This window comes from Actinomyces qiguomingii (genome assembly GCF_004102025.1).
Taxonomy (GTDB): domain Bacteria; phylum Actinomycetota; class Actinomycetes; order Actinomycetales; family Actinomycetaceae; genus Actinomyces; species Actinomyces qiguomingii.
Genome location: NZ_CP025228.1, coordinates 3,929,111 through 3,947,836 on the forward strand (window position 1 = coordinate 3,929,111; position 18,726 = coordinate 3,947,836).

The window sequence follows — 18,726 nt, forward strand, 5'->3', positions numbered from 1 at the left end:
CGCGCTCAGTCGTTCCAGCTGGACTCGATGTCGGACAGGACCTGTGCGGTGGTGGAGCCGAGCACCCAGTCGGTCATCCCCTTCCAGAAAGTGCCCCCGCCCACGGCGGTGGGCATTAGGTCGGAGGCGTCAAAGCGGAAGACGGCGCCGTCGGACTGGAGCAATTCGATGGCGTTCTCCAGCTGGGGGGTTGGGGCATTGGCGGGGTCGACGCCGATATTGGCCGATACCATCCCCTGGGTGACGATGTCATTGGCCCAGGTGTCCGAGGCCAGATACTGACGCAGGGACTCCACGGCATCGGTTTCGGTGAAGGCGACGGTGAACTCCCCTCCGCCCACGAGCTGCTTGGGGGCGTCGGCGCTGGTTCCCGGCAGGTAGAAGCCCCACACATCGCCGTCCGGGGCGACGGTGATGTCCTCGTCGAAGGTGGCCGAGGCGGTCCTATGGGACATGTAGCAGGACTCCCCGTCGGTGACGGCGGTCAGCGCGTCGATCTGGTTGGTCGATGCGATGGAGGTTGTGTCCCCGAAGCCGGCGTTGACGTAGTCGGTGTTCTTGAGGATCTTTCCGACCTCGTCCAGCGCCGTGGCGATCTGGGGGTCGTCGAAGGGGATCTCGTGGGCGATCCACTGGTCGTACACGTCCTCACCGGCGGTGCGCAGCACCAGGTCCTCCAGCCAGTCCGTTCCCGGCCAGCCTGTGGCGGCACCGGATTCGAAACCGTCGCACCACACGCGCTGGCCGGTGTCGGCGTGGATCTGGGCGGTCAGGTCCAGCAAATCCTCCCAGGTGGCGGGGGCCTGGTAGCCGCCCGCCTCGAACAGGGGCACCGAGTACCACACGTAGGACTTCACTCCGGTGGTCAGCGGCGAGCCGTACAGGGTGCCGTCGACCGTGGCGTAGTCAGCGAAGGACTCCGACCAACCAGCCTCGACACTGGCGGCCACCGTGTCAGAGGCGGGGATGAGGACGCCCTGCTGGGCTAGGCCGCTCACAAGTGCCGGCTGGGGGATGAAGGCGATGTCGGGGGCGTTGCCTCCCTGGATGCGGACCTGGATCTGGGACTCGAAGTCGGTGGAGCCCTCGTAGACGATCTCCGCCCCGGTGCACTGGGAGAAGCCCGCCCAGGAGTTCTCCAGCCGTTCCTGATCCGCGCCGACATACGGGGAGTAGATGCTGATCGTCTCCCCCGACAGGTCTGCCCACTGCTCGTACTTGGTGCAGTCCACATCCGCGTCGGCCGCCTGCCGATCCCCGGAGGAACAGGCGGTTACTCCCGCGGTGGCGAGGACGAGTGCGGTTGCTAACGCCGCTGCGCGACGTAGCCGACGATTTACAGATCGCATATGCCGATCCCTTTCTGGTGGCCGCGGGGGGACGACGGCGCGTGCGCGCCTGGCCGCAGAACGGCCCGAACCCAGCTGCGGTGGCGGGTTGAGATTGATGGGGCTGCTCGACCGGTGAGCGCCGGCCGGTGTGCGCGGAGATCATCAGCGACCTTCGCGAACGCCACGAGCCTACGTCTAACGGAGCGGTTTACGCAAGCGTTTGCACAAGATGAGCGCCCGGGACGTCGTCCATTCGCCAATGCAAATGCCGGTACTTACCCCATACGATCTAGGCGCAAACCACGCCAAGGCACTCACCTTGCCCAATCATGCCCAGCGCTTGCACAATCCTGCCGAAGCTCCCTGCGCGACTGGCACCCAACCCTGTGCAGTGCGCGCGACCGCATCCGTGCCAAGCCCCCTGCGCGACTGGCGCCCCCGACACCTCACCCGAGCAGTTCGACCACCTCGCGGGGGCGGCCGACCAGCGCCCGCACGCACGCCCGGTAGGTGAGGGCTACGCACCACACGAAGCCCACCAGACCGACCCACACGGCCCGCGACCACCCGACGTCCGGCACAACCAGCACCGCCACCCCGCAGCCACACGGAAGAAGATCAAGAACCTCACCAGCAGCACGGCCCGCTGATGGAGAAGCCACCAAGCGGCCAATGCCATGGCAGCCAGTCTCCCAACGCCGAGGTAGGCGCAAGGCGGGTACCCATACGCTGGTGGTGTTGGTGTCGGTGGGGTTACAGTGAGCGCGTATTAATGGGAGCGTGATCTTCGCCGGGCTGGTGGCTGTGGTGCTGTCAGCCGGGGCGCGGTGGTGCGTGGTAAGGAAAGGGAGGCCGGTATGGGTTTGAGTGCGGACGCGGTCGCCGGCGGGGTGGTTGGTGAGGTTCCGGGCTCGCCCGGCGGGGTGCTGGCGGTGGCGGACTCCTGGCGGGCCAGTGCCCGGATGCTGGGCGAGGCCGCCGACTCGGTGGTGTCCTCGCGCCTGGCGACCCCGTCTTGGCAGGGGCTCAGTGCGGAGGCGTTCCGCTCCTCCTCCCGGGGTCTGGAGCGGGACCTGGATGAGTCGATCACCGGCCTGCTGGACGGGGCGCATCATCTGGAGGCCTACGCCCGGGTGCTGGTTGAGGCCCAGGAGGCGTTGGAGCGGCTGCGGGCGCTGGTGGTGTCGGCGCTAATGGAGGCCGTTGACTCGGCGGCGCCGGCGGTGCTGGTGGCGGGCGTGCGTTATGCGGCCGCGGGTGCGGCGGTAGGGATCCGGGCGCGGGTGAGTATCGCCGCCATGCACACCGCGGCCGCCCTAAACGCGGTTGGTGCCGGTTCCGGGGTGGCGTCGGGGACTGGCGCCGGCGGCGCGTACGGGGGTGGCGTGGCTGGTGCGGGTAAGGGCGAGGATGACGGCACTAGAGAGAAGACTGCGTTCAGTGATGAGGACATCCGGCGGTTGCGGCGGCAGGCGGACGGCTCCGCGGACTGGGACCCCGTAGACCAGGAGAGTATTGGCGACTGCTATTTTCTGGCTACTTTGGATGCGTATTCGCTGTCTGAGGAGGGGGAGCAGTTTCTGCGGGATCATGTGCGGTGGAGCGAGGAGGACCAGGCGTTCATCGTCACCCTGTACAACTTCTTCGGATTTCCGGAGGAGATCAAGGTCACCGACTACTACACCAACGGCAACCAGGGTGATGACCTGGGAGGCGGGCGGCGGGGGCCGAACCTGATGAGCGTGTACGAGCGCGCCTACGGCCAATACCTGGGCGACCACAACCTCCCGAACGGGAGGCCAGCCGATGCGATGCGGGCGATCTCCGGGCAGTACGGCAACCCGGTTGACACCAGAGGCACCTCAGGGTTCCTGGGGGCGGTGCGTGAGGATCATAAGTACACCGATGAGGAGTGGGCCCAGATCGAACAGGCCGTGCAGGATGGCAGGCCGGTCGTCGCGGGCACAGGTGGCGATTTCAGTGATGGAAGTACGGCGTCGGATGCGACCGCCAACACCGACGCCGACGTCGCCGACAAGCAGCATCCGGACGCCGCGATCGACGGTCGCGACAGAACCGGCGACTACCGCATCGTCGAAGGCCACGCCTACACGGTGATTGCGATAGACGAGAAGTACGTGACCCTGCGCAACCCCTGGGCGCACAACAACACCGCCGACGGCTCCGACGCCGAAGATGACGGCATTATCCGCATCACCCGGGAGGACTACGAGAAATACTTCAACCGCACCGACATCGGTGGAGAAATCCCCTAACCAAAGTCATGTCGCGTGAGTGCTCACATTATTCGCTCTACGCCGGGGTCGAGGACGATATACACCTTATAGGTCCAACCTCCTAATCGGTAGTCGGGGAGGAGCGGTTCTGGGTTAACGGCGAACAAAGTGACTGTTCCCAGTCCGTCGATGTGGGTGGTTTCTCCCAGTCGTAGTTCAATGGGTTCTTGGACGCCGTCATTGTGACGCCACAGCAGCGTGCCGATCCATTCATGCCTCTCCGAGCGCAATGGTCCTACTTGCAATTGGCCTGCTGCGGTCTGTAGTGGTTCGATACTCACATGAACCTGTGCGTAGGTTCCTCCCTTGGCGACAAGCTCGTCAGGCAGCGGCACCTCCCGCACCGGTGGTCTGGTCCACCACAACCAACCGCTCACGCCTCCCACCACCACCAGCAGGACCGCGAGGAAGCCCCTCAGGACACTGCGCATGACACGTCGTAGTGGCGAGACCACCGAGGCGGCCTCATGCGCCGGACTCGCGGTGCCGCACCCAGCGGCTTCGACTCCTGTGCTCGTTCCGGCACGAACCACGCCGGACCGACCGCTGCTGTCGTCTGCTGCCACTGCCGTCACGCTCCTTGCCCATCACGGGTCACCAGATGATGACGATCCTACGCCGACTCACGAATCGGTGGCAGGTGCATGCGGTGCTGCGAGCTCACCGACGAGGAGAGGAGTGGCTACCGATCGAGATCGAGCGGGCCGCTGCCAACGGCCAGCCCGTAGTCGCAGTCATCGATTGCGCCATCTGACCTCGTCGTGCGCAGTCTCATTGCGCTGCGAGGGTCTGTCAGCCGAGCCCGGGCAGGCCGACCACCTCCCGGGGCCGGTCACTCAGCGCCCGCACGCACGCCCGGTAGGTGAGGGCTACGCACCACACGAAGCCCACCAGCGCCACCTGCACCGGGCGGGACCAGCCGACGTCGGGCAGCACCAGTACAGCCACACCGGCCGCCACGCACTCGGCGGTGTTGAACAGCACGTCATAGATGGAGAAGGCGCGGCCGCGGTAGGCGTCGGCGGTGTCGGCCTGGACGATCGTGTCCACGGCGATCTTGGCACCCTGCACGCCCACGCCGAAGATGAAGATGCCCACAATCATCACGGCCTGCCGGTAGGTGGCCACGACAAGCAGCTGCCCGATGCTGCCGCCGAGCAGGCACATGACGATCCAGGTAGACGGCGCCACTCGCTCATGGGCGATCGGCGTGAGCACCACCGCCAGGCCATGGCCGGCGACCATCGCACCCATCAGGGTGGCGAAGATGGCGAGCCCCGTGTCGGCATCCTCGGGGGCGGCGAGCAGGTTGCGGGCGGTCAGGATCATGGTGATCACCTGCATGCCGTATACGAAGCGGTGTAGCGCCATGGTGGTCAGTGCCAGGCCGGGCGTGCCGCGTCGCACCAGGTAGCGCACCGCGTTTGCCAGGTCACCGGCTGTGGCCGCGAGCGCAACGCCGAGCCCGTCGTCGGCGGGGCGCTCGGGACCCAGCTGTGCGGCGCCAAACCGGCAGACGACGCCGGCTGCTAACACGTAAAGGACCATTGCGGCCAATAGGCTGGCGGTGTCCTGGGCGGTTCCGGCCGGCAGGGCCAGGCGCAGCACGAAGCCGATGACGGCGCCCAGGGCCGTGGCCGCACCGCCCAGGGTGGGCACGATCGAGTTAGCAGTCAGCAGGCGCCGGTGATCGATGATCTGCGGCAGCCCGGCCGACAGCACCGACAGCAGGAAGCGGTTGATGCCCAGCGCCACCAACACGAGCACGTAGATTGCCGGTCCGACACCGGTGGCGCGCAACACCAGCGTGGTGAGCGCAATGACGCCGGCGCGCAACAGGTTGCCGTACAGGAGGGTCTGGCGGCGGCGCCAGCGGTCGATGAACGGCCCGGTGAAGGGGCCGACGATACTGAAAGGCAGCAGCATGACCACCAGCGCCACGGCCACGCCCGCGGCGCTGGTCATGTTCTGCGGCTGAAAGAAGAAGAGGGTCGCCAGACCCGCCTGGACCATGCCGTCGCCGGTCTGGGAGACCAGCCGGACGCCGAGCAGGTTCCGGAAGGCCGGGACGGAGGCTAGGTCCTTGAGGTCGTCGGTCAGGCGCATGGGTCAAGACTTGCGCATGCGGCCTGCGGTGGTGGCGGGTGTCCACTGTGAGATCCGGCGACTCGTGCGGTCCCCGCACTGGCGCGGACGCACCGGTGCCTCCGTGCCCCGGTGCGCGGAGCTCCGACCTCGCCGGCGACCCAAAACCAGTCGGCGAGCCGCGCCCCGGTGCGCGGAGCTCCGACCTGCACCGCCTACTCATGCCGGTTGACAAGCCGCCCCCAGAGGATTAGTCTTCCTGTCATACCTACTAAATAGTAAGTAACTCCCACTGGCGAACACAGCCGTTCGACGAAAGGGCCCGAGCATATGGCACAGCAGCCTGCGACACCCACCGAGGAAGACACCTCGGTCCCCTCCAACCTCGCACCCGACACCGGCCTGCCGCTCCAGCGAAGCGCCATGGTGCGCTTCGGCGCTGGATTCCTCCTGATCTCCATCCTGTGGGCCGTGGGATTGAGCATCATCGCCTCAGTGCTCCTTCCCCAGCGCCTGAAGGACCTGGGAGTCGACAACCCCGACGCGCTTCTCGGCACCATTAACGCGATCACGGCCGTCGTCTCACTGGTTTCCAATCTGGTCTTCGGCAACTTCTCCGACCGCACCCGTTCACGTCTGGGCCGCCGCACCCCCTGGGTGGTCTGGGGAGGCATCATCGGCGGAGTCACGCTCTTCGGCGTCGGCGTCATCGGCAATACGAAACTGCTCACACTCGACTACTGCCTGTGCATGGTCGGCCTGAACATGATGCTCGCCCCGGCGGTGGCAGTGCTGTCCGACCGCGTGCCGGAGACGATTCGAGGCACCATGTCCACCTTCTGGGGTGTGGGCGCAGCGATGGGCTATCCGCTCGGCGCGATCATCGGCGCCTCCTTCATCACCGAAGGCTCGGCCGCAACCTCGGGCTTCGTGGTCGGCGGCGTCCTCATGGGCATCTCCGGCATCGTCGCCGTGGCGCTGTGGCCCCGCGAGCGCTCCGCCGCAGACCTGCCGCCGGCGGGCCAGTCTCTGGCCGACCTCGCCCGCTCCTTCATTCCGCCCACCCACGGCGCGAGTGATTTCTACAAGGCCTTCTTCGGTCGCTTCACGATGCTCATCTCCTACCAGATGATCAACGCCTACCAGCTCTACATCATCCAGGACTATTTGGATCTGTCCGCCGGCCAGGTAGCCTCCACCGTCGCACTCACCAACACGATCATCCTGGTGGCGAGCTTGGCGGGCGGTTTCCTCGGAGGACCGCTGTCCGACCTGCTGCACCGCCGCAAGGTGCCGGTGGTCATGGCCTCCCTGTGCTTCGCCCTGGGCGTGGCCATGCCGTGGATCATGCCTACGACGACGGGCATGTACCTGTTCGCCCTGATCGCCGGCTTCGGCTATGCCGTATACGGTTCCGTGGACCAGGCGCTGAATGTGGACGTGCTGCCCAACCCCGAAACCGCGGGCAAGGATCTGGGCATCCTCAACATGTCCACCACCTTCGGACAGATGTGCGGCCCGATCATCACCTCCTTCGTGGTCACCCGCACCGGCAGCTACTCGTTGGTCTTCCCGATCTCCATCGCCTGCGCCGTCATCGGCTGCTTCTCCATCCTGGCCATCCGCAAGGTGCGCTGAACGCCTCTTCGCCCGCGGCCGGTCGGTGCTTTGATTGCGCCGACCGGCCTTAGGATCGGGCCATGCCGTCGTCCGCCCCGAGTCGTCACCGCCTGTCCGCCGCCGAGCGGCGCGAGCAGATCGTGGAGATCGCCACCGAGCTGGTGGCCAAGCACGGGTTCAACGGATTGTCACTGCAGGAGGTGGCCGACGCCGTCGGCATCACCCAAGCGGGACTACTGCACTACATCGGCACCAAGAACGGCCTGCTGGAGCTGCTGCTAGACGATCGCTACGACCGCCAGGGCACGCCTCAGGACTTCATCGACTCCGGCGACCCGGCCGCAACCCATCCCGATGGCATCAGCCTGCCGGCCTATTTCCGTTACCTGGTGGCCTTCAACGAGGCCCGGCCGGAGCTGATGGAGCTGTATATGACGCTGGGCGTGGAGGCCACCGACCCGCGCCACCCCGCCTATGAGCGCTTCATCAACCGGCCCGACCAGGTGTGGGACTACTACTCGACCTTCACCTGGCGTCTGCCGCCCGAGATCGTCGCGGCGGGCGGCTGGAAGACTATGCGGCCGCTGGTGGAAATGGCGATCGAGGCCATGGACGGCGCACAGATCCGCTTCTTCCGCCGTCCGCCCATCTTGCTGACCGAGGAGTGGGCGCGCTGGGAGACGGTGCTGTTCCCCTCCCCGGTCTGGGACGACTACCGTTAGCCGGCCACTTTGCGTTTTACGACCTTGGGGTACATTCCACGACCCCGGGGGGTCGTAAAACGCACCCCGGGGTCGTAAAACGTCACCAAGGTCGTGGAATGCGCACGGCTCAGGCCAGCGGCTTGGGGGCCACCTCCACGTGCTCGGCAGGCACCACCACGGTCACCAGGGAGTCGGCCGGGGCGGTGAAGGACACGTTCTTACCGCCCACGCCCACCACGAACTCCTGCGGGGTGGTCATGTCGTTCTGGGCGGCCACCACCACCGAGCCGTCGGGGTTGTGGAAGGCCAGCAGGTTCTCATACCCGGTGTAGGACAGCGTAGGTACGAAGCGGGCGCCCGGCTGCACGAAGCCGGACAGGTGCCGCAGCACGTAGTACTCGTAGGTGAAGCGGCTCTCGCCGGTTTCAGGGTCGACGGTCACCAGGGAGTTCTGGCTCCACCCCCAGCGGGAGACGCCGCCCTCGTCCAGCGCCAGGTTCCAGTAGTCGTAGACGCAGGCGCCGTTGTTGAAGTAGTGGCGCATCATGGTCCAGGCGTAGCGGGCGTAGCGCCAGTCATTCTTGCCGTCGCCGCACTCCTGCTCGGACTGGTAGATCTTCAGCTCCGGGTGGTTGTGGTGGATGAAGGGCACGGCCCGCTTGCCGTCCCACTGGAAGCCGACGCCGTCGATGTGCGGACCCACCTCAGGATCGGCCAGGACCTTCTCCACCATGGTGTCGTCCGGGCGCTCCATGGTGCCAAAGAAGACCCTCACGCCGCGCCGCTCCATCTGCGGGATCAGGTGCTTCAGGAAGGCGATCAGCCCCTCCGGAGTCCAGGTGCAGGCGGGGTAGATCTGGGCGGAGTTGAACTCGTTCTGCGGCATGACCATGGAAATGTCGATGCCGCGCTCGGCGTAGGCGTCGATGAACTTGCCGAAGTAGCGGGCGTAGGCATCCAGCACCTCCTCACTCAGGATCAGCCCGTCGGTGCCCTCCTCGATCTGGTTGTCCGGGGACAGGCCGTTGTCGAAGGCGGTCTGCTCGCTCATGGGGTTGGGTGCGGCGCAGGCGTAGTGTTTGTTGCGCTTGAACCAGGACGGCGGCCCCCAGGGGGAGGCCCACAGGGTCAGGTCGGGCCGGTGGGCCTTGGCGGCCTGGATGTAGGGCACCAGGGTGGCGTCGTCGTGCTCGACGCTGAAGTGCTCCAGGGCGAAGTCGCCGTCGACCTCGTCGTAGGAGTACCAGTCGGTGGCGAAGTCGTTGGCCCCCACCGGCATGCGGCACACGGTGAGGTTGGTGCCGACGCCGGGGGCGAAGACCTGCCGCAACACCTCGCTGCGCTCGGCCTCGGACAGCCGGGACAGCGCCACCCAGCCGAGCTCGTTGAAGCAGACGCCGAAGCCGTCGATCTCCTGGGCGGGCGCGTCCAGGCGCAGGAAGGCGCCGGGGAAGGTCTGCATCTCCTCAATGGTGACGGGCGTATCCGGGGTGAACCAGGGGTCGGCCTCGGTGGTGGCGTAGAACTGGAAGCCGTCGGCGGCGGGGGTGTTGGCGGGACTGGTGGCGGTCATGAGTGTTCCTTCTCGGTGTGGTGGAGTTTGTTTGCTTCGTTGCAGTTGGTTGAACGGTTTGCCGACGTCGGCGGCCTGCTCAGGCCTCGACGGCGAGGACGCCCCAGGCGGGGACGGTGACAGCGGCGCCGGCCTCCAGGCGAGTGCCCGGAGCGGCGACGGTTCCCAGGACGTCCTCACCACCCTGCGGCAGGGCGATCTCGACGGCGTCGCGGGAGTAGTTCAGGAAGTAGCTCAACTTCCGGCCGCGGCCGTTGATGCCGCGGCGCACGGTGACAGTGCCGGCCAGGTCCTGCGCCCAGTCGGTCACGCCCGCCCGCTTGGCCACCAGCCGCAGCACGGCGCGGGTCAGCGCCGGGGCGGTCATGGTGGCCAGATGGGTGATCGAACCGGAGCCGACGGCGCGGGTAGCCACCGCTGGCCCGGACCAGGCGTGGTGGTCGTAGGTGGCCAGCACCTCCACCTCGGCGTCCCCCTGGAGGGAGGCGGCGTCGACGGGGGTGAGCAGTTCCATGAAGGTGGCGGCGGCCAGCTCTGTCGGGACTGCCGGACCTGTCGGGTCGGCGACGCCGTCGTCCAGGGCCGCGGCGAGCGCACCCACCGGGCGCAGGGCGACGCCGTCGGGGCGGGTGAACTGGTCGGTGCCCAGCCCGAGCAGGGCGGAAAGTCCGTGGGGCTGGCGGTCGGTGAAGACCTGCAGGTTCTCGTCGGCGACTCCGGTGCGGAAGGTGGTGACCAGGTGGCCGCCGCCGGCAACATAGGCGCGTAGGGCGTCGGTGGTGGCCTGCGCGGTGACGTACAGGGCGGGGACGATCAGCATTTCGTAGCGGGACAGGCGGTCGGCGGAGGTGTCGGCGGGGACGACGTCGACCTCCAGGTTCAGATCGAACAGGGCGTCGTAGACCCAGCGGAAGACGTCGTTGTAGTTGGCGCCGCCGCCGGCGTACTGGCGGGGGAAACCGGCCTCGAAGCTGAACCACTCCAGGGCGGTGTAGGCCTCGTTGGAGACCATGATGGCCACCCGGTTGTACTTGCGCAGGCCGGTGAGCGAGTCGGCGTGGGCGGCCAGTTCGCGGCCGATCGTGACCGCCTCCCGGTAGGTGGGGTTGGGCGTGTAGTCCTGGCTGAGCAGGCCCTTCCAGTAGGTCTCGAAGGAGTTGTGGATCGAGCCCCAGTGCCAGTACATGACGCCGCAGGCGCCGGAGGCCAGGTGGGAGTACGCCTGCAGGCGCAGCTGGCCGGGGAAGGGCAGCCAGCCCATCTGCCCCTGTGCCTGCGTCTCGATGACCAGGTAGGGGTCGCCGTCCTTCAGGGAGCGGGAGATGTCGCCGCCGAAGCCGATCTCCCTGCCGGTGAGTTGATCCTCGCCGGGGTGGTAGATGTCGACGCCGGCCAGGGTGACGGCGTCGGCGGCCCGGAAGTGGTCGACGGCGGGCTGGATACCGAAGGAGTAGCCGCGCCACTCGTAGTCGAAGTTGTGGGTGACGAACTGGTCCTCGCGGCGGTACTCGTCGACGATGGCGCGCTGCCAGGCGAGGAAGTCGGTGACCAGATCGCGGCGGAAGGCGTCGAAGGCGGCCGCCAGGGAGCCGTTGATGGTGCCGGTGACGTCGGGGAAGTCCTCCCAGGCGCCCACCCGGTTGGACCAGTAGTTCAGGCCGAACGCTGAGTTCATAGCGTTAAGGCCCTCCTGCCCGTCGCCGAAGCGGGCCTTGAGATGGTCGACGAAGGCGCGCTGGATGTCGGGGTTGGCGGCGTCGTAGTACTTGGTCTCGTTGTCCAGTTGGAAGCCGACCACATGCGCTCGCGGCGCGGTGTGCTCGGCCAGGGCGCGGATGGCCGCCTCGGCGTAGCGGCGGTAGGCGGGGGCGAGGATGTCCATGTTCTGGCGCGGCCCGTACTTGTTGGGGCCGGCGGCGGTGACGCCTAGGATCTCGGGGTGGCGGGCGGCCAGCCAGGTGGGGATGGCGGCGGTGGGGGTGCCGATGATGACATCCAGGCCGTGGCGCTGCGCGGCGTCGAGGGCGCGGTCGACGTGGGTGAAGTCGAAGACGCCGGGGGCGGGGTTCCAGGTTCCCCAGGTGAACTCGGCGATGCGGATCGTGGTGAAGCCTGCCTCCACCATCATCTGCATGTCGCGCTCAAGCCGGTCGGGGCCCGCGGCGGCGGGGGTGTACTCGTCGTAGTAGGCGGCTCCGAAGATGAGCCGGCCCGAGTGCTGCGTCATTGTGCCCTCCTGTGCGGCTCCCTCGCCGCTTATCTAGTGGTTACTAGATAGTAGATCAGATGGACGCGGAAGGGAAGGGCATCGCAAGCCGGAGTTCTCCGGCCATGCCCGAGGAGCCGCCCACAGCCCACCGGACCGCCTCCACGGCCCACCGGACCGCCCTCGAAGCCCACCATGCCGCCCTCACGGCCCACCGGACCACCTCCACAGACTCTCGGCCGCACCCAAGGACAACACTCCGGGCCGGTGGCAGTCACGCCTGAGCGCAACCACACCACCGGCCCGGAGGCCTTTCATTTCATTGATCTATAGCAGTATTCAGGGGCTCGGGATCACGGACCACGCATCTTCCCCCTCATCATCAACCACCGGAGTAATCCACGTCACTGATCTTGTCGTCGTGGTTCAACCTGGCGGTCTCGGAAGTAGAAACCCGCCACCGTCGCGATCATGGTCAAGATCGGAGCAGTGAAGGTTACCCAGTCCTGCAGTGACCGCCCGAAGAACAGCCAACCCACTGCGCCGACCACCACGATGACGATCAGCGTCCCACCCAGCACATATGCCAGCCAACTGCGCATACCTTCGCGCCGGAACTCTATGTAGGTCTCCTTATCAATGTTGCCCTCCAAGCGTCCCCCGGCAGGGACCGTGTCAGCCTCATCGATTGGACTCACCTCACCGCCGATGTCCTCTACAGGCTCACCGGCCTCCGCCGCATCCGGTACGCCGGACCCTGGTACGGGAGGCCGTTCGCGCGGTGGAGGTGTTAGTCGTTCAATTCGTATGCCCTCATAAAGACCTCCTTCCGCATGAACGGTTGCCGTCTCATCGATGGCTCCATCCTGGTCGTCCTCGGACCCCATTGATGCGGTCATTCGTCCATCCCCCTCCCGGAGTAGCGCTCCCGCGAAGCGATGTGAGCCTACTGACCCACCGTGACGCATACTACAACGATGTGATTTATCTGTCCACACCCTGTACGCTCACGACACCATCAGCGACCCCCAATGATCCACACAGAAGGCATATCCCATGTGGACATCACCCCCTTCAGGATGTACTATCGTGAACGAAGTGAAGTGCCATGCTGCACGTCCTGCGGCATGCAAAAGGGAGAGCACCATCGTGGCTACAACGCGACTGAGCGTGAACATCACCGACGAGACCGCACAAGCACTCAGGACCCTGGCGAAGGAGAAGGGGACCACGGTCACCGACATCGTTCGCCAGGCCACCGGCCTGCTGAAGTTCATTGACGCCGAACTGAAGGACCCCGAGCAGGTCCTTCAGATCAAGAACATCCGCACGAATGAGGTGTCTCGCATCAAGTTGATCTGATCAAGGCATTGGTAGGGACGCAGCCAATCGCACGGTGTCGCACCGGTGGCTGCGCAAGGGCCTGGTGGCTGCGCAAGGGCACGGTTCCGGGCGCCAGGGGCGCCAGTTGCCGCCCTCAGGCAGCCGGTTCGAGGGCCCGGGCGGACAGGACGCCGTCAATGGCGCGCAGCTGCTCGAGCACGTCCTTGCCGAGCTCACCCTCGACGTCCACCAGCGTGACGGCGAGGTCACCGCGGGAGCGGTTGAGCAGGTTGGCGATGTTCTGGCCCCGCTCCGCCACCAGGGTAGAGACCTGGCCAACCATATTGGGCACATTTTGGTTGACGATCACCAGGCGGCGAGTGCCGGGCTCGCGCGGCAGCACCGCCTCGGGGAAGTTGACCGAGTTGTGGACCTGGCCGTCCTCAAGGAAGCCGCGCAGCTCGTCCACGGCCATGACGGCGCAGTTGCGCTCGGCCTCCTTAGTGGAGGCGCCCAGGTGCGGCAGCGAGATGCACTTGGGGTGCTTATGCACGGCGGTGGAGGGGAAGTCGCATACGTAACCACCCAGGGTGTCCTCGTCCAGGGCGGCGACGACGGCGGCCTCATCCACGATCTCGGCGCGGGCAAAGTTCAGCAGCACCGCCGTCTCCTTCATCAGAGCGATGCGCTGGGTGGAGACCAGGCCGCGGGTGGACTCGATCAGCGGCACGTGCACCGTGAGGATGTCGGCGCGGCGGAACACCTCCTCCATGGATTCGGCGCGCTCCACCTCGGCGCTCAGGTGCCAGGCGTGCTCCACGCTGATGCCCGGGTCGAAGCCGACCACGTTCAGTCCCAGCCCAAGCGCGGCGTTGGCCACCTGCACACCGACGGCACCCAGGCCGATCACGCCCAGGGTGCGGCCGGGCAGCTCGAAGCCGACGAACTGCTTCTTGCCGGCCTCGACGGCGCGGGCGATCTCGGCGTCGTCGCCGGTGAGCTCGTGGGCGAAGCGGGCGGCGGGGATGAGGTTGCGGGAGGCGATGAACAGGCCCGCCAGTACCAGCTCCTTAACGGCGTTGGCGTTGGCGCCGGGGGTGTTGAACACCGGGATGCCGCGCTCGGTCATGGCGGCGACGGGGATGTTGTTGGTGCCGGCGCCGGCGCGGGCGATCGCCATCACCGAGTCGGGGATCGGCACGTCGTGCAGCTTGGCCGAGCGCACCAGCAGGGCGTGGGGATTGGTGACATTGCCGCCGACGTCATAGCGGTCGTCGGGGAAGCGGGCGAGGCCGGCGCCGGAGATGGCGTTGAGGGTCTGGATGCGGAACTGCTTGGTCATGGCTGTGCCTTCTCCTGGGTTCTGCTGAGCTTCCGGGCGGGACCTTCAGGCGCGGGTGCGCTCGAACTCGGTCATGTAGTCGATCAGGGCGGTGATGCCGTCGGCGGGCATGGCGTTGTAGATGGAGGCGCGCATGCCGCCAACGCTGCGGTGGCCCTTGAGGTTGGTCAGGCCGGCGGCGTCGGCGCCGGTGAGGAACTCGGCGTCGAGGGCGGGGTCGGCCAAGGTGAAGGGGATGTTCATCCAGGAGCGGGAGCGGGCCTGAACGGGGTTGTTGTAGAAGTCCGAGGCGTCGATGGCGGCGTACAGGCGCTCGGCCTTGGCACGGTTGCGCTCACCCATCGCCGCCAGGCCGCCGGTGGACTCGATCCAGTGCAGGATCAGCCCGAGCAGGTAGATGGAGAAGGTGGGCGGGGTGTTGAGCATGGAATCGGCCTCCGCCATCACCTTCCAGTCCCAGATGGCGGGCACGTCCTCGCGGGCGCGGCCGAGCAGGTCCTCGCGGACGACGACGATCGCCAGGCCGGCGGGCCCGAGGTTCTTCTGGGCGCCGCCGTAGATGACGCCGAAGCGCTCGACGTCGAGAGGGCGGGAGAGGTAGGTGGAGGAGAAGTCGGCCACCAGGGGGACGTCACCGGCGTCGGGAATGTAGGGGAACTCGACGCCGCCGATGGTCTCGTTGGGCGTGTAGTGCAGGTAGGCGGCGTCGGCGGGGACCGTGAAGGAGCCGGGCTCGGGGGTGGTGGTGTAGGCGGAGGCAGACTCGTCGGCGACGACGCGCACGTCCACGCCCTGGCGGCCGGCCTCCTTGATGGCCTTCTTTGACCACTGGCCGGTGTTGAGGTAGGCGGCAGTGGCGCCGCGGGCGGCCAGGTTCATGGGGATGGCGGAGAACTGGCCGGTGGCACCGCCGGCAAGGAACAGGATGCGGTAGCCCTCCGGGACGCCGGCGACGCGGCGGAAGGCGGCCTCGGCGTCGGCGGCGCAGGCGACGAAGTCCTTCTCGCGGTGGGAGACCTCCAGCACGCTCATGCCAGAGCCTTGCCAGTCGGTGAGCTCGGCGGCCGCCTGCTCGAGCACGGGCAGGGGCAGTTGTGCGGGGCCCGCGGAGAAGTTGTACACGCGCATGGCTCCACGATAGCCGGGGCGTGGGCCGCGGCCGTAAAGCATCTCATGGGGCGGGGGCTGAGGCTGGCTGTGAGACCGGCGACGACAGCGGGGGTGCAAGAGGCGACACCGGCTGCGTGAGGGGGCGCCGGCGACGGCCGTGACGGTGGTGGCCATGAGCGACCGACGGCGCGGTGGCGGGCTCGGCACCGGCGTCAGCGGGCAGCGGCGACTGCATCCGTCGGCAATGAGCAGGAGCGACCAAGGCTGCAGCGCCTGCGGGTACCAACGACTGCGATGGCGGACCCGAGCACCGCACGCCGCCCATTCTCGGCCAGCACGTCCCAACCCGTCCTCGGCCGACACACCACCGCCCGGCCCAGCCCGGCCCCGAAGCCGTCTACTACGCCGGTTCGGTCTCTACTACGCCACTTAGACCTTTGCTGAAGGCCTCCGAACCCTTCAACCAACACCTAACCGGCGTACCCAACGCCCAAGTGGCGTAGTAAAGGGGCTCTTCGCGTTTAGGGGTGTAGTAGCTGTTGTCTGAAGCCTCCGGCGTGGATGAGGCTGCGGATGGTGTAGTTGGTCAGATTCCTGAAGCCCAGGGCGATGCCGCGTAGGTGCTCCAGGCGGCCGTTGACTGCTTCAGTGGGTCCGTTGGATGTGCCGCGGTGGTCGAAGTAGGCGAGTATGTCTTCGCGCCGCTGGGCCAGGGTCTTGCCCAGCGACTTCAGCTCTTCGAGGGCGTCAGGCACGCCGGTGGTGAGGGTCTGCATCACTTTCTCCATCAGGGTCTTGCCCTGGGCGGGGGCCTTGGCGCGGTAGGCGGCCATGATCTTCTGATACACGCCCCACATGATCTCTACCGGAGTGTTGTGGGGGTCGGCGAACAGTTGTTCGAGACGCTCCCAGCCCTTGTCGCTCACCAGGCCCGCCCCGGTGCGCAGCAGCCTGCGGGCCTTGTACAGGGGGTCGTCCTTACGGCCCCGCCGCCCGGTGGTCTCGCGCTGGGTGCGGCGGCGGCACTCATCCAGCTTGTCCCCGGCCAGCGCGACCACGTGGAAGGGGTCCATGACCTCCGTCGCGCCGGGTAGGGCCTCGGCGGCGGCGGTCTTGAAGCCCGCGAACCCATCCATCGAGACCACCTCGATCCGGCTGCGCCAGTCCTCGTCGCGTTCCTGGAGCCATTGCTTGAAGGCCTGCTTGGAGCGGCCTTCGATCATGTCCAGCAGGCGGGAGGGGCCGGTACGGTCGCGCACGGGTGTAAGGTCGATGATGACGGTGACGTACTTGTCGCCCTTGCGGGTGTGCCGCCAAACATGCTCATCCACCCCGATGACCTCCACACCCTTCAGACGTCCAGGATCATTGATCAAGCGGTCCTTGGCCCGCTCAAGGACGGCCTCATTGGCGGTGTGCCAGGACACCCCCAGAGCTGCCGCCACACGCGAGATGGACATGAACTCCACCCCCACGGCCCGGATCGCCCACTCCTTGGCCGCCAAGGTCAGCCTCGCCCGCTTGGCGGCCGCACGAGACGCGTCCTGCCTCCACACACGCCCACAGCCCTGGCAGCGCCACCGGCGCAGCCGCACCAGCAAGTGGGTTGGGCGCCAGCCCACCGGAACATGCGCCAGCCGCCTCGCGACGGTCCCCACCGGGGCGCCCTGGGCCCCGCAGACCCGGCAGAACGCATCCTCCTCGCAGACCTGCAGCCGACACTCCACCAGTGCACCGCCGCCATCTATGCGCATGCCGGTGACAGTCAGTCCCAGCGCGTCCAGGCCCAGGAAACTAGCAAAATCAGGGGCAGCAAAGGTAGTCTCGGCCATGTCGAGGTCTCCGTGATCGGTGGTGTTCAGCAACCACCAATCATCGGGGACCTCGACCCCTACCCGCCCCTGCGACACGCGCACCCACGACTACCCCACCACCACACCCTCAAACACGAAGAGCCAGTAAAGGCGCTGATGACGAATGCTGCCCCCTGATTGAGTCGGTGGTCCGCGCTACCGTTACAGGAAACGCAAGCGGGAGAGGCAATCGCAGCGTTGCTAGCGACTCCAGCATCGCTAGCCAAGGTAGCGTTGCTAGCGATGACCGACCAACCTGCATGTCCGCAGATTCAGCCCCGGGAGGTGAGAGCATGGCACGAGCGGATCTACTGTTGGACCTGGTTGAGGCCGAGCGCCGGGGCGACCGCGACCGTTTTCGGATCGTGGTCGAAGGCCTGATCGCCGAGGAACGCGCCAACCAGCATCACCTGCTCGCAGATCGCTTGTCTGAGATCATCACTACGACTGGGCATGGGCTGCCGCGCGATGATCATGCTGCATCGGTACGCGACCTTGTTCATGAGGTGGTGGTGCGACGGCGTCTAGATGACCTGGAACTAGCCCCGATACCTCGCCGCGTTGTGGCTGAGCTCATTGAGGAGCAGCAGCGCGCGGATCTGCTGCGCAGCTACGGGATCGAACCACGCCATCGTCTACTGTTGTCGGGTCCCCCCGGCAACGGCAAGACGAGCGTGGCCGAGGCAATCGCGGCCGAGTTGATGTTGCCCTTCTATGTGATCCGCTACGAAGGCGTGGTCTCCAGTTTCCTCGGGGAGACCGCGGCCCGGCTAGACAGCGCCTTCGAGTTCGTGCGGACACGCCGTTGCGTCCTCTTCTTCGACGAGCTCGACACGATTGCCAAGGAGCGGGCGGATGAGCATGAGACGGGGGAGATCAAGCGCGTCGTCTCCACGCTACTGCTCCAGATCGACCGCCTGCCCCCACATGTCATCCTCGTGGGGGCGACCAACCACAGTGAGCTCCTGGACCGCGCCGCATGGCGGAGGTTCCAGGTGCGTACTGAGCTGAAGGCGCCATCGAGAGTTCAGGCAACCAGGTTCCTGGAGAGGCTCGCCGACCGACTTGGCGGGGACCTCGGCTACACGCCGCGCACCCTGGCTGACAAGCTCGTAGGTGCGAGCTACGCCGAGTTGGAAGAGTTCGCTCTGGATGTCCGACGCCGAACGATCCTAGAGACGCCTGGCGCGGACACACGCAGGATCGTTAAGGAACGGCTTGAACACTGGCAGGGATCAGTTCAATCGTGACCGCGCAGATACGTCCCCTCCTGGCATTCAAC

15 protein-coding genes are annotated in these 18,726 nt (G+C 66.7%); 5 read left to right on the forward strand and 10 right to left on the reverse strand.

Annotation, left to right across the window (positions count from 1 at the left end):
• Positions 1 to 5: 5 nt before the first annotated feature.
• Together CWT10_RS16410 and CWT10_RS16915 are read right to left on the reverse strand one after the other, a co-directional pair.
• Positions 6 to 1,349 carry an ABC transporter substrate-binding protein gene (locus CWT10_RS16410; RefSeq protein ID WP_103062409.1) on the reverse strand — a complete coding sequence of 448 codons (1,344 nt, stop codon included), beginning with the start codon at positions 1,347 to 1,349 and terminating at the stop codon, positions 6 to 8.
• A 428-nt stretch (positions 1,350 to 1,777) separates the two neighbouring features.
• On the reverse strand, positions 1,778 to 1,927 hold the full coding sequence (locus CWT10_RS16915) for a hypothetical protein (RefSeq protein ID WP_158247604.1): 150 nt from the start codon (positions 1,925 to 1,927) through the stop codon (positions 1,778 to 1,780).
• Between the two features lie 261 nt (positions 1,928 to 2,188).
• Here CWT10_RS16915 and CWT10_RS16415 point away from each other — a divergent pair, with 261 nt between their 5' ends.
• Positions 2,189 to 3,607 carry a C2 family cysteine protease gene (locus CWT10_RS16415; protein WP_103062410.1) on the forward strand — a complete coding sequence of 473 codons (1,419 nt, stop codon included), beginning with the start codon at positions 2,189 to 2,191 and terminating at the stop codon, positions 3,605 to 3,607.
• A gap of 23 nt (positions 3,608 to 3,630) precedes the next feature.
• Here the strand turns inward: CWT10_RS16415 and CWT10_RS16420 are convergent, their stop codons facing one another.
• Entirely contained in the window at positions 3,631 to 4,059 is a 429-nt protein-coding gene (locus CWT10_RS16420) for a hypothetical protein (protein ID WP_103062411.1), read from the reverse strand.
• Between the two features lie 361 nt (positions 4,060 to 4,420).
• Positions 4,421 to 5,734, reverse strand: a complete 1,314-nt coding sequence (locus CWT10_RS16425; RefSeq protein ID WP_103062412.1) for an MFS transporter — start codon at positions 5,732 to 5,734, stop codon at positions 4,421 to 4,423.
• 309 nt (positions 5,735 to 6,043) lie between these two features.
• On the opposite strand from CWT10_RS16425, the gene CWT10_RS16430 reads away from it, so the two are divergent.
• Positions 6,044 to 7,351 (forward strand): MFS transporter, encoded by a 1,308-nt coding sequence (locus tag CWT10_RS16430; protein ID WP_103062413.1) that lies wholly within the window; start codon positions 6,044 to 6,046, stop codon positions 7,349 to 7,351.
• A 62-nt stretch (positions 7,352 to 7,413) separates the two neighbouring features.
• Positions 7,414 to 8,055, forward strand: a complete 642-nt coding sequence (locus CWT10_RS16435; RefSeq protein ID WP_103062414.1) for a TetR/AcrR family transcriptional regulator — start codon at positions 7,414 to 7,416, stop codon at positions 8,053 to 8,055.
• A gap of 109 nt (positions 8,056 to 8,164) precedes the next feature.
• On the opposite strand, the gene CWT10_RS16440 is transcribed toward CWT10_RS16435, so the two are convergent.
• From CWT10_RS16440 to CWT10_RS16670, 3 genes are all read right to left on the reverse strand, one after another.
• A complete protein-coding gene (locus CWT10_RS16440; RefSeq protein WP_103062415.1) occupies positions 8,165 to 9,610 on the reverse strand; it encodes a glycoside hydrolase family 30 protein in 1,446 nt (481 codons plus the stop codon).
• Positions 9,611 to 9,689: 79 nt separating this feature from the next.
• Complete coding sequence (locus tag CWT10_RS16445) at positions 9,690 to 11,837, reverse strand: beta-galactosidase (RefSeq protein ID WP_103062416.1); 2,148 nt, start codon at positions 11,835 to 11,837, stop codon at positions 9,690 to 9,692.
• A gap of 383 nt (positions 11,838 to 12,220) precedes the next feature.
• The gene (locus tag CWT10_RS16670; RefSeq protein WP_150132767.1) at positions 12,221 to 12,514 is read right to left on the reverse strand and encodes a hypothetical protein; all 294 of its coding nucleotides are present in this window, start codon (positions 12,512 to 12,514) and stop codon (positions 12,221 to 12,223) included.
• 451 nt (positions 12,515 to 12,965) lie between these two features.
• On the opposite strand from CWT10_RS16670, the gene CWT10_RS16455 reads away from it, so the two are divergent.
• A complete protein-coding gene (locus tag CWT10_RS16455) occupies positions 12,966 to 13,178 on the forward strand; it encodes a ribbon-helix-helix domain-containing protein (protein WP_128683621.1) in 213 nt (70 codons plus the stop codon).
• Between the two features lie 115 nt (positions 13,179 to 13,293).
• Here the strand turns inward: CWT10_RS16455 and CWT10_RS16460 are convergent, their stop codons facing one another.
• From CWT10_RS16460 to CWT10_RS16470, 3 genes are all read right to left on the reverse strand, one after another.
• Complete coding sequence (locus tag CWT10_RS16460; RefSeq protein ID WP_103062419.1) at positions 13,294 to 14,481, reverse strand: phosphoglycerate dehydrogenase; 1,188 nt, start codon at positions 14,479 to 14,481, stop codon at positions 13,294 to 13,296.
• Between the two features lie 45 nt (positions 14,482 to 14,526).
• Complete coding sequence (serC, locus tag CWT10_RS16465) at positions 14,527 to 15,609, reverse strand: 3-phosphoserine/phosphohydroxythreonine transaminase (RefSeq protein WP_103062420.1); 1,083 nt, start codon at positions 15,607 to 15,609, stop codon at positions 14,527 to 14,529.
• Between the two features lie 503 nt (positions 15,610 to 16,112).
• Positions 16,113 to 17,423: an ISL3 family transposase gene (locus CWT10_RS16470; RefSeq protein ID WP_103062545.1), complete on the reverse strand. Its 1,311-nt coding sequence runs from the start codon at positions 17,421 to 17,423 to the stop codon at positions 16,113 to 16,115.
• 314 nt (positions 17,424 to 17,737) lie between these two features.
• Between CWT10_RS16470 and CWT10_RS16475 the strand changes: the two genes are divergently transcribed.
• Positions 17,738 to 18,694 carry an AAA family ATPase gene (locus tag CWT10_RS16475; RefSeq protein ID WP_103063033.1) on the forward strand — a complete coding sequence of 319 codons (957 nt, stop codon included), beginning with the start codon at positions 17,738 to 17,740 and terminating at the stop codon, positions 18,692 to 18,694.
• The last annotated feature ends 32 nt before the right edge of the window (positions 18,695 to 18,726 follow it).